This is a genomic window from Actinokineospora lacus (assembly GCF_053813445.1).
This window is the reverse complement of record NZ_JBQERA010000018.1, coordinates 1-14,139: the sequence shown is the minus strand read 5'-3', so window position 1 is coordinate 14,139 and position 14,139 is coordinate 1. Positions and strand designations below refer to the sequence as shown.

Below are 14,139 nucleotides of genomic sequence, written 5' to 3'. Positions count from 1 at the left end.
CGCCCGGGTGGGCGCCCGCCCGTTCGCTAGAGCTGCCGCACGCGGATGTCGCGGAACTCGATGACGTCGGCGTCGCCGTGGTTCTGCAGGCCGACGAAGCCGTCGGTGAACTGGCGCAGGTCGGTCGCCGGGTCACCGGGCCGCGAGGACTGCTTGCCCGGGGTGTTGTCGAACTCGTTGATCACCACTCCGTTGCGGATGACCGTGTAGTGCTGCCCGACGACCCTGACCTCGTACTCGTTCCACTCGTTCTTCGGCGTGCCCCCGGCCTGCTCGGCGGGGACGGGGTCGAAGTTGTAGATCGAGCCGGTCTTCTGCGGCTCGCCCGTCGCGCCGTCGTAGATCTGCACCTCGTGGCCGCAGAAGATCGCCACCCACGCCTGCGACGTCCTGGCCGAGCCGGCCGTGCCGCAGCTGCCCGGCGGGCGCTCCGCCAGCGGTGTCCTCGGGTCGGGGAAGCGCACGAACACCCCGCTGTTGGCCCGGGTCTGCCCCGGTGAGATGTCCTTGAAGCGCAGCTTGACCGAGAAGTCGCCGTACGCATGGCGCGCGTACCAGAGCATGCCCAGCCCGCCGGAGGACCGCAGCGACCCGTCCGGCTGGATGGCGAAGGACCCGCCCGGCGCTTGGAGCCAGCCCCGCGTCGACGTCCCGTCGAAGATCGCCTCGTACCCGGTGTGGCCGGGCCTGCCGATCGCGGTGTTGCCCGCGATGCGGACCAGGTCGTCGCGCTCCCGCTTGGTGATGATCCCGCGCTCGCGCAGCGGTGCGACGGCGGCCTTGACGTGGTCGACGAACGCGGCGTTGGTCGGCCAGGTGCTCTCGTCGTCGATCAGGTCGTCGACGCGGCACCCGCCGCCGACGGCCTTGTTGGGCACCTTGGTGTCGCGGTCGTCGAAGCGCACCGTGGCCCCGGTGTCGGGGGTCGGGCAGCCGAGCGTCACCGAGGTCCGCGTGGTCACCTCCTCGCCGTCGGCGTAGGTGACCGTCAGCCGCGCCGAGTACGGGCCCACCCACGGGTAGGTGTGCCGCGGGTTGGCCTCGGTCGAGGTGGTCCCGTCGCCGAAGTCCCACCGGTAGGAGACGCCGCCGGACCTGTCGCCGGTGAAGGCGACCGTCAGCGGCTTGTTCTGCACGGCCACCGACGACGCGGTGACCGCCGGGGTCGGCGGGCCGCCCTTGTAAGTGACCCGGACCAGCTTCTGGTTGGCGTGCAGGCTGAAGAAGCCGCCCGCGTAGTCGAGCAGGTAGAGCGCGCCGTCCTTGCCGAACTTGGCGTCCATCCAGCTCTGCAACTGTTGCGGGCCGTTGCCGGGGGGCACGATGTGGCGCAGCGTCTCGGCGAACAGCGGCGGCTTCTGCTCGGGCACGCCCGCCGGGTCGACGGTCACCGCGACCCGGTTCGCCGAGTTGGACTGGTCGCCGATGAACCACTTGCCGTCCCAGTACTCCGGCCACGCGACACCGCTGCCGGTGTTGACGAGCGAGCGGTGGTAGGTCGGCCCGGACATGATCGCCTGCCCGCCGCCGCGCAGGTACGGCTGCGTGTAGACGGCCTCGGCCGCCTTGTAGCTGGGGATGCCGTCGCCCCGGTCCGGGAAGACCGGCCCGCCGCCGTCGGGCGAGTACCAGATCATGTTGTCCTTGACCGGCGGCAGGTCGACCAGGCCGGTGTTGCGCGGGCTCTCGTTCTTCGGGTTGTCGCAGTCGTACCACCCGGTCAGCACGGTCGCGTCGGTGTTGCTGCGGTCGCGGTAGGGCTGGCGGTTGCCCATGCAGTAGGGCCAGCCGTGGTTGCCCGCCTCGGTGATGATGGTCGCCGTCTCGTACTTGGCCGGGCCCAGCTCCGGGCTGGGCGAGGTCGCGTCCGGGCCGACCCAGCCCGCGGTGACCCAGTCGTGCACGGGGTCGACGGCCAGTCGCGAGATGTTGCGCACGCCCATCACGTAGATCTCCGGGCGGGTCTTGCCCCCGGTGTCGGCCGCCTCGTCGAACAGGTTGCCCTCGGGGATGGTGTAGCGGCCGTCGGGCTCGGGGTGGACGCGCAGGATCTTGCCGTTGAGGTCGTTGGTGTTGCCCGCGGTGCGCCGGGCGTCCTGGAAGGACAGTCCGTTGAAGTGCTGGGTCCAGTTGTTGCCGGAGTAGCCGTTGGAGCCCTGGGAGGAGTTGCTGTCCCCGGAGCCGATGTAGAGGTTGCCGTCCTCGTCGAAGGCCATGCCGCCGCCCGCGTGGCAGCAGCTGTGGATCTGCACGCGCCACTTGAGGATGTCGACCCTGGTGGCCTGGTCGATGGTCTGGGTCTGGTGGTCGTAGGTGAACCGGGAGACGGTCCGCTCGCCGACGCGGTCGGTGCGGTCGATGGAGGCGTGCGGCATCCAGTAGGCGTAGAGCCAGCCGTTCTCGGCGAAGCCGGGGTCCGCGACCAGGCCGAGCAGGCCCTCCTCGTTCTTGACCAGCTCGGTGCCGCTGCCCCGGTTGCCCATGACCGGCAGCGTCGTCAGCAGCTTGACCTGCTTGGTGCCGGGCTTCCACTGGTGGATCGTGCCGCAGCCCAGGCCGACGTTCGGGTTCTCCCACTCGACGACCGGTCCGCTGGGGCAGGCCGCCTTGCCGACGTAGAACACGGTGCCGTCGGGGGCGACCTCCAGGCCGTGCGGCTCGCCGATCTGGTCGAGCTGGCCCGCCTTGTTGGGTGTGGTCAGGCGTTCGACCTGGTAGTTGGCGGCGATGGTCGCCTGGCAGTCGGCGCGCTGCCTGCCGGTCGTCCACTTGAGGGCGCCGGTGAGGTGCTTGCGGAAGTTCTCCTCGCCGTAGCCGGCCTCGGCGCGGCCCATGCCGGTGTAGAAGGAGCGCCCGCCGTCGTAGTCGCGGCACCAGGAGATCGGGTGGAACGCGCCGTTGGCGCCGCCGCCCGGGTTGTAGTGGCGTTCCTCGACCTGGGCGACGGTGTGCACCGTGCCGACCGGGTTGGGCGACCAGTTCAGCCACCGGTCCGAGCGGGTCCACTGGGCCGGAAGGCCCTCGGTGGCCGGGTGCCCGCTGTCGAGCACGCTGACCACCGACTCCTGGACGCCGGGCTCGGGCACCGGCTGCGCGTCGCCGCGGTAGAGCAGGAAGTCGGCCAGCTGGATGCTGGTCGCGCCGCCGTTCTTGGTGATGTCCAGCCGGTAGTGCTTGTAGGCGGTGGTGTTGGCGAAGTCGAAGTCGCGGCGCTGGAAGCGGTCGGGGAACGACTGCCCGGTCTTCTTGTCCAGCTCCACCCAGGTCGTGCCGTCGGTGGAGCCCTTGAGCGTCCAGTCGACCGGGTCGCGGGTCGAGGCGTCGTTGGCCGAGGTCAGCGAGTAGCGGGTGAGCGCGAGCGGCTGGGCCAGCTCCAGGGAGACCCAGGCGGTGGCGCCGAAGGCGAGCCACTTGGTGTTGGAGTCGCCGTCGACCAGCTTGTCCTTGGTCTCCCGCGGCGGGTTCTCCGCGCTGGCCGTCACCGCGGCGACGGGCTCGGGCGTCGGGCGCGCGCCGAGCGGGCGGGCGCCGATGAGGCCGGTGAACCAGGCGGAGTCGTCCTGGGCCTTGGCGGCGTCGGAGATGCCGAGGAAGCCGCCGCCCGCCTTCATGTAGCCCTCCAGCGCGGCTTCCTGGTCGCGGTTGAGGACCACGCCCTCGGCGGACAGGAACACCACGCTGCGGAAGCGCGCGAGGTTGTCGGCGGTGAACACCGCCGGATCGGCGGCGGAGTCCACGGCGAGACCGCTGTCCCCGCCGATCCGCACGAGCGCGTCGGTGGCGCGCAGGACGGGGTCCTCCTGTTCGGCCGCGGGCCCGTGGAAGACCAGGATGCGCGGCCGGTCGTCGGCGGCGACCCGCGGCGGGTCGGCCACCGCCTGCGGGGCGGTGACCAGGGACGCGGCGAGCACGATGCCCGCGGTCAGCGCTGGTGCGCGTCGTTTCACGGTGCTGCCCCTCTCAGTGGTGGCCGTGGTGGGCGGGCGGCGCGGCTGCCGGGTGTTCCGTTGCGGGCGGCAGCACGGGGGCGAGCTTCGCCGCGCCGCCGGGCTGCAGGGGCACTTCCGGCTGACCGGGCACGTGTTGGGTGGTGTGCTCGTGCGGCGCGTGGCCGTGGAAGCGGTCCAGCGCCTCCTGCGCGCCGGGTGGCAGGGTGCCGTCGGCGTTGCGGACGAGGAAGACGCCGACCATGCCGCCGTCGGAGTGGAACTGGACGTGGCAGTGGTACATCCACGCGCCCGGGCCGACGCCCTGCCCGGCGATGACCTGGAAGCCGAAGGAGCAGCCCGGGTTGAGGTCCTTGTTGTCCACCACTTGCGCCCGGTCGTCGGGGCCGGTGAGCATCCCCGTGCGGGTGTCGGCCCAGCGGTGGGCGTGCAGGTGGAAGGTGTGCGGCTGGTTGCCGTGCCCGATGGCGATCCACTCGACCCGCTCGCCGAGGCGCGCTTCGTAGAGCGGGGTGTGCGGGGCCATCTTGTTGTTGATCGTCATCTCGTTGAACACGCAGACGAACTGGCGGTCGGGCAGCAGGTCCCCGCGCTTGCGGACGACCAGCGCGCCGTAGAGCCCCTTGGCCACGCCGGTGGTGCCGTGGTCGGTGCCCAGGGCGTGGTCGTGGTAGTGCCAGTAGCCCGCGCTGCCCGGCAGCCAGCTGGTGGTGGTGAGCTTCGTGGCCACGCGGGAGCGCCAGAAGTAGGTCCGGGTCGCCCCGGGCGCGCACGCGGAGTCGTTGAGCGGGCTGCCGTCGGAGTCGGTGCTGTAGTCGACGCCGTGCGGGTGGATGGACAGGCGCTGGTCGGTGGTGTTGACCAGCTCGATCTCCAGGGTGTCGCCCTCCCACATCTCCAGGGTGGGCCCGGGCACGGTGGCCTGGCCGGGGGCGAGGCCATAGCCGTAGAGGCCGCCGGGCAGCGCCTCGGCGTAGACGGTGATCCTGCGGGTCTCGGCCGCGCCGGCGGGGGCCGCGGCGGCCACCGCGGGCGCCACCACCCCGACCGCCGCCGCACCCGCGAGCAGGGACCGCCGGGACACGGCCCGGACTGGCTGTTTGTCGTCCATTGTGGAGCGCTCCATTCGCCGCCCCGGTCCGGGGCGGGGGCAGGGGAGAGGCGCACCCCGGGCGTCCGCGCAGGCGAGCCCGGGAAGCGGATGGAGGGGCACGCGACAGCGGCGCCAGCCGCCCTGGCGCCTTGTCCGCGGTATCCACTTGTGCACCGGCTTCGGTCGCCGGTTGAGCCAACTTTCGCTAGGGCGAGATCAAGTTTGGCAAATCACTCACTGAACTTATGCTTGGTTCCAACAAAAGTGAAGGTCCAAATGGAGTAACGCGGACACGACCCCGGTGGTGCTCGATTGTGGGTAGGTTGAGGCTGCCGCGGCGCGCACCGACTCGCCCGCGGTGCGGTGACCCGGCCGCGACCTCTTCTGGGGCGTGAGGGGATTCGGCGCGCCAGGTGCACCCGTCGCCGGTCTGTTCGCACGACACCGTGACCTCCGGTTCCACGTAGCGGGCGGCGATGGCGGTGTTGAGTTCCTGGCAGTACGGGCACGGTGAGGAGAACGTCAGCACGACGCCCGCGCGGGCGGCCCGTTTGCGGTATCGGAGGATTCCGCAGTCGGTGTTGCGCAGGGCGGTGCCCGAGGGTTGGGGCTCACTGGTCACCGCCGAGTCGTACAGCAACAGCTGACGCCGCAGCCGGGTCATGAAGTGGTCAACTCGGCGGGGCCGTTGCGCCCACAGCAGCTCCGCGGCCCAAGACGCGTTCAGCACCTGCTACCACCTGCTGTACTCAACCTCCACCCACTTCGACAGCCACCTCCTGTCCTAGAAACAGTTCACGGACAACAGGTCGGTATCCTGGTCGTGCCGGAGGCGCTGCGCTGGGGAGCCGACCACCCAGGCCAGCGGGCCCGCGCCGAGCATGCGAGCTAGTGCGTCGACCGATCAGGGGGCGGCGATTCGTTCCCGAACTCGTGGGTTCAAGCCAGCGGGTGGTCAAGGCTTTTCCTGGCCGCCGTGGTCGTCCTGGTTGGCGGGGACAGGCGGCGAGCGAACCCATGATGTTGGTCCCGGCCACGCTGCCAGGCGCGGCTGGGACCATCGCTGACCAGACGTTCTGTGACTGCTCGACGCCACCGGGACCGCGGGTCCCATCCAGATCGCCCCCCGCCCGTGACCACCCCGCCAAGTTCAGTCGGAACCGGCGCTCAACACTGGGAGCCCGGCGGGACTGCCTGTCGCGGTGGACCGATCTGCGATTCGCAGGCCCGGCGGCGCTTGCGACCCGGTGTTCAGCTCTGCCAGGGCCTCACGCAGGACGGGGCCGGGCACGATCTCCGATTCCGAGTAAGGGCGCTGCGTTCTGCTCGCCCGGACCTGGCAGGCGGCCACCGCGGACTCCGCCCGCCCGTGTGCAAGTGATCAGCCGGGCGTAGCCCAGCGCACGTTGCCGACCGTGGTGCCCAGATCATCCGACGCCGAACGAATGCCGGTGCTGCGGACGTACCGCACGGCGCCTCCACTATCGCCCGCCGCGGAGAGAGTTGCCACATCCGCACTCCGGCGGGTGTCGAGAGCATGACCGCGGGCCCGAGCGACGCGTTGGCGGCTCGCAGTCAAGCCCCCGGCAGGCGATCAGTCGTCGATCGAGACTCGGCTGACGCCCTCGTAGAACGCACCGCGTTCTGCGACCACAATGATCATCTTGTTCGGTGACCACCGCCATCCGCGGTAGCGGGCACCGGGTCGAACAACCCGATCGGAGCAGTACGACGGCCAGGGTCGGTTGTCCGGGGTTTGTTGTCCGGCGTCCGCACGTCGAGACCGGACAACGGGTTCCGCACTACACCTTGGTGCAGCGCGGCAGGTGATGCCCGCTCGGTCGCCCGACCCGGGCGACGTCCCTCCAAGCCACGCCCGGGATGGCGTGGCGACGTCCAAGAAAGAGGTTCATGACCATGCGATCCACCTCGAAACTCGCCGCCTTGACGGCGGTACCCGCGGCACTGGCCGCGGCGGTCGTGCTCGCCGCGCCCGCCTCGGCCGACCACGTCGGCGACGTCAACCTGGTCGAGGCGCGGTGTGCCGCCTCGCCCTACGCGCTGTGCCTTTACCACAGCGGATTCGCCACGGCGTGGTGGGGAACGAACGTGGCCGTGTCCAACCTCGCCGACCCGACCGTGCACAGGTTCTTCGCGGGCACCGGGACGGGGGCGGGACAGCAGGTCAAGAACAACGCCACGCACATCGCCTGCGACGCATCGACGACCACCATCTGCTACGTGTTCTACTCCTCGCGCTTCACCGGCCCGTCGGACCACCTCTACGGCAAGAGCAGCGGGCGCCTCGCCGACACCTACAGCGAGAACGCCTCCGTCAGGATCAGCTGGGGGGCGTGACCGCATGGGCACGTCCCGCATCGCGGCCGTCATGGCGGTCGCCCTGGTGACGGCGTGCTCGACGGGCGGAGCCGACCAGGTCGGCTCCGCCCCGCCGGTCGCCACCGCACCGGACGCCGTCCGGCTCCCCCTCGACGCCTACCGCACCACGACGTGGCAATCCGGTCAGGTGGTTCTCGCCCGCGCGCTCCTCATCGCCAAGTGCGAGGGCACGCCAGCACCCGACCGGACCGCCATCGAGCAGGACACCGTCGACCGCATCCGGGACTTCGGCCCAGCAGGCAACAAGCGGCGCTACGGGGTCACCTCGGCCGCGGATGCGGCCATGTACGGCTACCACCTCCCGTCGACCCTGAGCCCGCGGCGCCCTCCGCAGGTCCGGCACGACGCACCGCGACCAGAATGCGTCCGCGCCGCCGACGCCGAACTGGGCAGTATCAAAACTGAGCTGGTAAGCGAACTCGACACGGCGTCCTACAGCCGCTCCCTCGGTGAACCCGGCCTGGTGCGCGTGGTCGCGGAGTGGGCCGTGTGCATGGAAGACCTCGGATTCGACCATCCATCTCCGGAGGCAGCGATGGTCGCGTTCGACCTGACCAGTCGGTCGGTGAGCAAGGAGGAGATCTCCACCGCCACCGCTGATGTTCGCTGCAAGGAGCGCACGGGGCTGGTGTCCAAGTGGCAGGAAATCGAGTCGGCCACTCAGACGGCCGCGATCAACGAGCACGAGGACGACTTGGACGAGGCGGTCACCAGCCGCGACGAGGTCATGTCGCGGGCGGCCGAGATCATTTCGTTCCACGCCTGAATTTCGGCGCCTCACCGCGGTGGACGAGTCTTGAGCGGGTGAGCCGATCGGGTAGTTCGACAGCGATCGGCGGACATCGCCCGACGATCGCCGCACGATGGATCGGGGGTTGCGACTGACTAGGGGGTCTCGATGCCGCGAGCTGAACGTCCGCTGGTGCCCGACGGGTCCGCGTTGGTGGAGTTCGCCGCCGAGCTGCGGAAGTTGCGGCAGGAGGCGGGCACACCGTCGTACCGGGAGTTGGCCCGCCGTGCCCACTTCTCTTCGACCACGTTGTCCGATGCCGCGGGCGGCAAGCGGATGCCCAGCCTGGCCGCCACGGTGGCCTACGTCCAAGCCTGCGGCGGCGATGTCGGCGCTTGGGAGCAGCGGTGGCGCGACCTCGTCCGCACGACGGCGCCGTTCAGCGGCCCACGCCACGAGGCCGCTGAACGGGCGCCTTACGTCGGGCTGGCCGCCTACCGCGTCGAGGACGCGGACTGGTTCCACGGGCGGGAGGCGCTGGTCGACGACCTGTCGGCCCTCGTCGCCGACCGGCGCTTCGTCACCGTGGTCGGCCCGTCCGGAGTCGGCAAGTCCTCCCTCCTGCGGGCGGGTCTGGTCTCGCGGCTGAGGTCGCGGGGCGTGCCGGTCGTGCTGTTCACCCCGGGCTCCCACCCGGTCGAGGAATGCGCTGTCGGCCTCGCCCGGCTGCTCGGCGGCACCCCGGCCGTGACGCAGGCCGAGCTCGTCAGCGACCCCCGCGGCCTGCACCGGCTCGTCCGCCAAGCCCGAGCGCTCGAGCAGGACACCGACCTAGTGCTCGTCATCGACCAGTTCGAGGAGCTGTTCACCCTGTGCCGGGATTCCGAGGAGCGATCGACGTTCATCGATCTGCTGGCCCGAGCATGGAGGGCGGACAGCAGCCGGTGCCGAGTGGTGATCGGCATCCGGGCCGACTTCTACGGCCATTGCCTCCTCGACGCCGAACTCACCCGCGCGGTGCGGGAAGCACACCTCGCCGTCGGCCCCATGACGGTGGACGAGCTCCGAAGGGCCATCGTCGGTCCTGCGCAGCGGTCGGACTGCGTCGTCGAGAGCGCGCTGCTGACGACGCTGGTCGCCCAGGCGACCGGCCACGCGGGCGCGTTGCCCCTGCTGTCCCACGCGCTGTTGGAGACCTGGCGATACCGCAAGGGCAATACCCTCACGCTCGCTGGTTACGAGCGCACCGGGGCCATCGACGGCGCGCTCGCGCGAACGGCCGAGGACGTGTTCGCCGCACTCGACCCGATGCAGCAGATCGCGACGCGGAACCTGTTCCTGCGGCTCGTGGAACTGGGCGAGGGCACCCAGGACACCAAACGCCGGGTCGCACGGACCGAATTCGACCCGGAGGTCGACGCGATCATCACGCGGTTCGCGGACGCCCGACTGCTGGTGCTGACCAGCCACGAAGTCGAGAGCGCCCACGAAGCCCTGCTCGGCGGGTGGCCGCGGCTGCGCGCCTGGCTCGCGGCGGACCGCGACGGGCAGCGCCTGCACCGCCAGCTCACCGAGGCCGCCGCCACCTGGGTCCAGCACCACCGCGACCACGGCGCCCTCCTGCGGGGAGCGCGCTTGTCGATCATTGCGGAATGGGCTCGCGACCGGACCCGGCTGAACCGGACCGAGCGCGAATTCCTCGACACCAGTGTCGCCGCCGAGCACCGCGAACGACGCGGGGTGCGCCGCCGCGCCTTCATTCTGCGCGCCTGTGTGGTCCTGCTGGTCGTCCTCGTCGTCACCGTCACGACCACGGCGATCCGCGCCAACCGGCAACGCGACATGGCAGTGGCCCTCCACGTCGTCCGCTTGGCCGACGACCTCCTCGACTCCGACCCGCGACTCGCGGCCCGGATGAGCCTGGTGGCCTACCGCCTTCACCCCACGCAAGTGACCCGAGAAGCCCTGATCTCCACCTCAGCCGCGGCGACCGCCGTCCCACTGAACACGCTCTCGTTCCACTCCACGATCGATCCCCTAGGCCGCTTCTTGGCTTTCGGCGACCGCGCGACGGACACCACCGTCCTCTCGGCCACCACCGCCACCGGCATCACCGAGGTGGCGCGGTTGATCGGCGGAGACCGATCCGCGGTCTACAGCCACAACGGCGACATGATGGCGACCGTCGACAAGAACGCCACGGTTCGACTGTTCGACATCGCCGAACCCCGGCCGCCCTACCTCATGAGCACACTTCCAATGAAGGCACAGGACGTCCAGTTCGGCAACCACGGAGACGTCCTGGTGGCCACCGAGGTGGCGCAGGCACCGCGCGACCCGGACGGCCCCCCGACGAGGTGGAAGAACGCCCCTGACAGCCATCTGTGGGACATCAGCGACCCGCGGCAACCCCGGCACCTGGCAACCCTCCCCGACTCGAGTGCCGAGGTGATCAAATTCAGCCCCGACGGGCGGGCGGTGGTCGCCGTGGACCTCCCGGACGGAACGGGCGCAGGGAAGATCACCGTGTGGACCTTCCACCCGCGGGAAGCTCCTCGCCTTGCAGGCCGCCTGGACACCATCGGTCACCACGAGGCCATCGACGCGGCGTTCCTCGACAGCTACCGGCTGGTCGTCCTCAACACCCGAGGCGACCTCTGGATTTGGGACCTGAGTGAGCCGATCACCGCACGCCCGATCGCTGACCTCGACAGCTACACGCAGAACGTCGGGCAGATCGCCTTGAGCCCGGGCAAGCAGAAGATCGGCACCGCAGGCGTGGACACAGGCCCGATGGTCTGGGACGTGGCCAGTCCCACCAGCCACACCCTCGCCGCCGAACTCCGCAGGCCCTCAGAAACGATGATCGCAAGCCTGGCGTTCAGCCGGGACGGCGGCACGCTCCACGCGGTGCTCCTGAAGTACGCCGACGACGCCACCGGCCAACCCACCGCAAGCAGCCTGGTCTCCTGGCGATTGGACGCCGAATCCGCAGCCACGTCGGTGTGCGACGAGACGGAACAGATGACGGACCTGCAATGGGAACGCTACTTCGGCGACCTGCCGTACCGATCAGGATGCGAATAGCAAACCCGATGCGGAGGCACCCAAACACCGGGGTCGTCAGGCGCGCTGGAGTCTGAAGCGCTCGTTGGGGCACCGGTGGCCTGCCACTGGGAGACGCGGGTGCCGTCGGCGGTCGACACGTCCATCGCCAAGCCGCTGTGCCGGTTGACCAGGCTCACCTCACCGGCTCGCATGGGTGATCACCTGCCATTGCTGGGCAGCGGTGCCTGCGCCCGGGCGTTGGGTGATGTCCGTGCCGCCTGCGGTGCCCTCGACCTGGAGGACGAGACCGCTGTGCCGCGCCCGGATTCGGTAGTACCCGTCGCCGGAGGTGATGAAGTCGAACTGCTCGTTCAGCCCGCCGTGCACCGACCACTGGATCAGCCGCGCCCTCGAGGAAGTGGACGCGCCGCTGACGTCGGCGGCTTTGCCGCTGTGCGCGGCCACCAAGCGGTACGCGACGCCCGGCTCGGGGAGCCGTGACGGGCGGATTGCTCGTGAACTGGCTGAAGAACCGCCAGATCTCCGGTTTGACCCAGATCCGCGCCCCGTTCTCGCACCCCGCGCAGCCGTCCACCGGGCCCTGCTGGTGTCCGCCGTTGAACGCGGCCCAGACGACCGGGGAGCCTGCTCGGCAGCCGGAGTAGGCGGTGGTGATGTGGGTCAGGGTGCCTGGCGCGGGCTCGGGTGGGTTCTGCGGTGCAGCCGTTGTTGGCGACGAACCGGTCCCGCATGGCTCGCGTTCGGCATGCTGCCCGAGACGCCCTGCATCCCGAGGTAGGCGACGGGCTGGGTGCCGAAACCCCGCGAGCAGCGACCTCGTCCGGGCGGGCGAAAGCCGACCTCGGCTGGCGAGCGCGACACGCGTGAGGCGCCGGACCGCGGGTCGGCGAGGAGTCGACCCGCGGTCCGTGGACTCACTCAGCAGTTGTTGGTGCTCCTGATCGCCTTCTTCTGTCCAAGTGAGACAGTGACTCCCTCGACGGTAGGGTTGGTGTCGATCGATCCGCCCGCGGTGATCTGCTCGTAGTGCAGGTGTGGCGCGTAGTTGCCGCCGCTGCCGCCGACCGTGCCGATCCTGGTCCCCCGCGACACTGCCATCGACTCGCCGGGGCCGCGCGCCATCGTGGCGAGATGGGCGTAGCGGGTCTTGGTGCCGTCCCCGTGGGTGATGACCACGTACCTGCCGTAGGCCATGACGCCGATGTCGCCGTCCGCGGCCGAGAGGGTCGAGTAGAACCGGGCCGTGCCACCGGCGGTCGCCCGGACCGGTTCGTCGCCGATGGCGTCGCCGCCGTAGCTCTGCCAGTCGATGGAACCCGAGGGGTCGTGCCCGGGATACCAGTTGTTGGCGTAGAAGGTCTTCCCACAGTCGAACGGACTGCTGTGCGTCGCCATGATGACGACGTCCTGGCCGTAGACCTCGTCGGCCTGCGCCGGGGCGACGCCCGTCAGGCCGAGGGTGGCCAGTGCGCCGACGACCGTCGCGACCGCGCCACGCCTGCGGGTCAACGCTGTTGAAGCGGTTGGTGACCTCACGTGCGCTCTTCTCTCCCGCCGTCGGCGGGGTTGCAGGTGTCGAGCTGCAATCTTTCCCCGTGACGACATGAACACACAAGTAACTACGGAGATTCGTTAATCCTTAACGTTTGCCGGACATTCGACGCTCTAGCTTCAGTCTTAACCCTGTTCGGCGAGGTCGTGGGGTGCTGGACTTGGCTGGCGTGCCGCTGCAAGGCGCCCAACACAGCGGGCGTGCCGCTCAGATGCGGTACCGCTTTGGTCAGGTGTGCCTCACGTAGGCCCCCGACCTCAGCCTCGGTGAACGGGGGGTGCCCCGGACATCAGTTCATAGGCGATGACGCCCAGGGAGTAGACGTCGGTCGCGCTTGTGGCGCGTTCGCCTCGCCATCGTTCAGGTGCGGCATACAAGGGCGAAAGCGCGAACTTGCGGGTATCTGGAGAGGGTGGTCGCCTCGGCATACCGGAAGATACCGAAACTGCCAGGCGCCAGCGGCCCACCAAAATCCATCAGACACGCCCTAGCCGCCCAGGGTCGTGATCGTGCGCGGGTAGGAATTCTACGGCCTGCGGCGGGTGCTGACCTTTCACTCGGCGTCACCGCGGCCGCGGACTTCGCCCGCACCCGGCCGACGACTCGACGGCGGGGTGCGGGCGCCACCCACGCCGACACCCCGCTGGTGGCTCGGCATGTGCACGGCGAGATGGACGCCGCGGTCCGCGCCGACGTCCTCGACCACCTGCGCCACCCGCCCCCCGGCGGATGGACGGTGGTGACCAACGTGCGCTGCCTCGTCGAAGGCGGCGACATCCCCGCCGTCGACGGGGCGGTGTTCGTCGACCCCAAGAGCCAGGACACCGCCATCGTGCAGGCCATCGGCCGCGCGGAGCGCCGCTCCCCGGAGACCACCGACACCGCGGTCATCGTCGTGCCCATCGTCATCGCCGATTGCTCGCCGGCTTGGCGGGAAAGAGGTTCAGCGGGTGGGTGCCCAGTCGTGGTCGGGCTCGGGCGCGACGAGTGGGGCCTCATCGGTCGGTGGCGAGGAGGCGGCTCACGTCGGAGGCTGCGTTGAGCAGGGGGCGGGCGATGCGGTGGGGGGCGAAGGAGCTGTTGCGGCCGATCACGCAGAGGAAGCCCACCAAGGTGTCGTCGTCACCCCGCACGCCGACCGCGATGCAGCTGTAGCCGAGGGTCATCTGGTTGTGCTCGACGGCGATGCCGGTATCCCGCACGGCGTCGAGGGTGGCGGAGAGCTGCGGCCACGAGGTGATTGTGTATGGGGTGAGCGCCGTCAGCGGCCGCGATCTCACGCGCGCGGCGAGGTCGGGTCGTTCGGCGAGGACGAGCCTGCCGACGGCGGTGGTCAGGAAGGCGGCGT

At 70.2% G+C, this 14,139-nt stretch carries 11 protein-coding genes; 5 read left to right on the top strand and 6 right to left on the bottom strand.

Annotated elements, in window-relative coordinates; all coding sequences use genetic code 11:
* Window positions 1-26: 26 nt before the first annotated feature.
* A complete protein-coding gene (locus ACTG9Q_RS31130; protein WP_455576528.1) occupies window positions 27-3,947 on the bottom strand; it encodes a ThuA domain-containing protein in 3,921 nt (1,306 codons plus the stop codon).
* A gap of 13 nt (window positions 3,948-3,960) precedes the next feature.
* Window positions 3,961-5,058 (bottom strand): multicopper oxidase domain-containing protein, encoded by a 1,098-nt coding sequence (locus tag ACTG9Q_RS31125; protein ID WP_455576527.1) that lies wholly within the window; start codon window positions 5,056-5,058, stop codon window positions 3,961-3,963.
* Window positions 5,059-5,516: 458 nt separating this feature from the next.
* Between ACTG9Q_RS31125 and ACTG9Q_RS31120 the strand changes: the two genes are divergently transcribed.
* The 4 genes from ACTG9Q_RS31120 (at window position 5,517) to ACTG9Q_RS31105 (ending at window position 11,257) form a co-directional block, all read left to right on the top strand.
* Complete coding sequence (locus tag ACTG9Q_RS31120) at window positions 5,517-5,687, top strand: hypothetical protein (protein WP_455576526.1); 171 nt, start codon at window positions 5,517-5,519, stop codon at window positions 5,685-5,687.
* Between the two features lie 1,264 nt (window positions 5,688-6,951).
* Window positions 6,952-7,398 (top strand): hypothetical protein, encoded by a 447-nt coding sequence (locus ACTG9Q_RS31115; protein WP_455576525.1) that lies wholly within the window; start codon window positions 6,952-6,954, stop codon window positions 7,396-7,398.
* A 4-nt stretch (window positions 7,399-7,402) separates the two neighbouring features.
* Entirely contained in the window at window positions 7,403-8,206 is an 804-nt protein-coding gene (locus ACTG9Q_RS31110) for a hypothetical protein (protein ID WP_455576524.1), read from the top strand.
* Window positions 8,207-8,338: 132 nt separating this feature from the next.
* Window positions 8,339-11,257: an nSTAND1 domain-containing NTPase gene (locus ACTG9Q_RS31105; protein ID WP_455576523.1), complete on the top strand. Its 2,919-nt coding sequence runs from the start codon at window positions 8,339-8,341 to the stop codon at window positions 11,255-11,257.
* Window positions 11,258-11,416: 159 nt separating this feature from the next.
* On the opposite strand, the gene ACTG9Q_RS31100 is transcribed toward ACTG9Q_RS31105, so the two are convergent.
* The 3 genes from ACTG9Q_RS31100 to ACTG9Q_RS31090 all read right to left on the bottom strand — a co-directional run bounded on the left by ACTG9Q_RS31100 (window position 11,417) and on the right by ACTG9Q_RS31090 (window position 13,219).
* Entirely contained in the window at window positions 11,417-11,686 is a 270-nt protein-coding gene (locus ACTG9Q_RS31100; RefSeq protein WP_455576522.1) for an RICIN domain-containing protein, read from the bottom strand.
* 471 nt (window positions 11,687-12,157) lie between these two features.
* Window positions 12,158-12,748, bottom strand: coding sequence for a M23 family metallopeptidase (locus tag ACTG9Q_RS31095; RefSeq protein WP_455576521.1), 591 nt, complete (start codon window positions 12,746-12,748; stop codon window positions 12,158-12,160).
* Window positions 12,749-13,048: 300 nt separating this feature from the next.
* Window positions 13,049-13,219 (bottom strand): protein kinase domain-containing protein, encoded by a 171-nt coding sequence (locus ACTG9Q_RS31090; RefSeq protein WP_455576563.1) that lies wholly within the window; start codon window positions 13,217-13,219, stop codon window positions 13,049-13,051.
* A 218-nt stretch (window positions 13,220-13,437) separates the two neighbouring features.
* On the opposite strand from ACTG9Q_RS31090, the gene ACTG9Q_RS31085 reads away from it, so the two are divergent.
* Window positions 13,438-13,833, top strand: a complete 396-nt coding sequence (locus tag ACTG9Q_RS31085) for a helicase-related protein (RefSeq protein ID WP_455576520.1) — start codon at window positions 13,438-13,440, stop codon at window positions 13,831-13,833.
* Here the strand turns inward: ACTG9Q_RS31085 and ACTG9Q_RS31080 are convergent.
* Window positions 13,787-14,139, bottom strand: a 353-nt coding sequence (locus tag ACTG9Q_RS31080) for an IclR family transcriptional regulator domain-containing protein (RefSeq protein ID WP_455576519.1), incomplete at its 5' end; no start/stop codon positions are given. The two genes, ACTG9Q_RS31085 and ACTG9Q_RS31080, sit on opposite strands and share 47 nt — an antisense overlap.

Excerpts from the sequence above, each read along its gene's own strand:
- ACTG9Q_RS31125 (WP_455576527.1), bottom strand. The coding sequence starts at position 5,058 with ATGGACGACAAACAGCCAGTCCGGGCCGTGTCCCGGCGGTCCCTGCTC.
- ACTG9Q_RS31120 (WP_455576526.1), top strand. The coding sequence starts at position 5,517 with ATGGCGGTGTTGAGTTCCTGGCAGTACGGGCACGGTGAGGAGAACGTC.
- ACTG9Q_RS31115 (WP_455576525.1), top strand. The coding sequence starts at position 6,952 with ATGACCATGCGATCCACCTCGAAACTCGCCGCCTTGACGGCGGTACCC.
- ACTG9Q_RS31110 (WP_455576524.1), top strand. The coding sequence starts at position 7,403 with ATGGGCACGTCCCGCATCGCGGCCGTCATGGCGGTCGCCCTGGTGACG.
- ACTG9Q_RS31105 (WP_455576523.1), top strand. The coding sequence starts at position 8,339 with ATGCCGCGAGCTGAACGTCCGCTGGTGCCCGACGGGTCCGCGTTGGTG.
- ACTG9Q_RS31090 (WP_455576563.1), bottom strand. The coding sequence starts at position 13,219 with ATGCCGAGGCGACCACCCTCTCCAGATACCCGCAAGTTCGCGCTTTCG.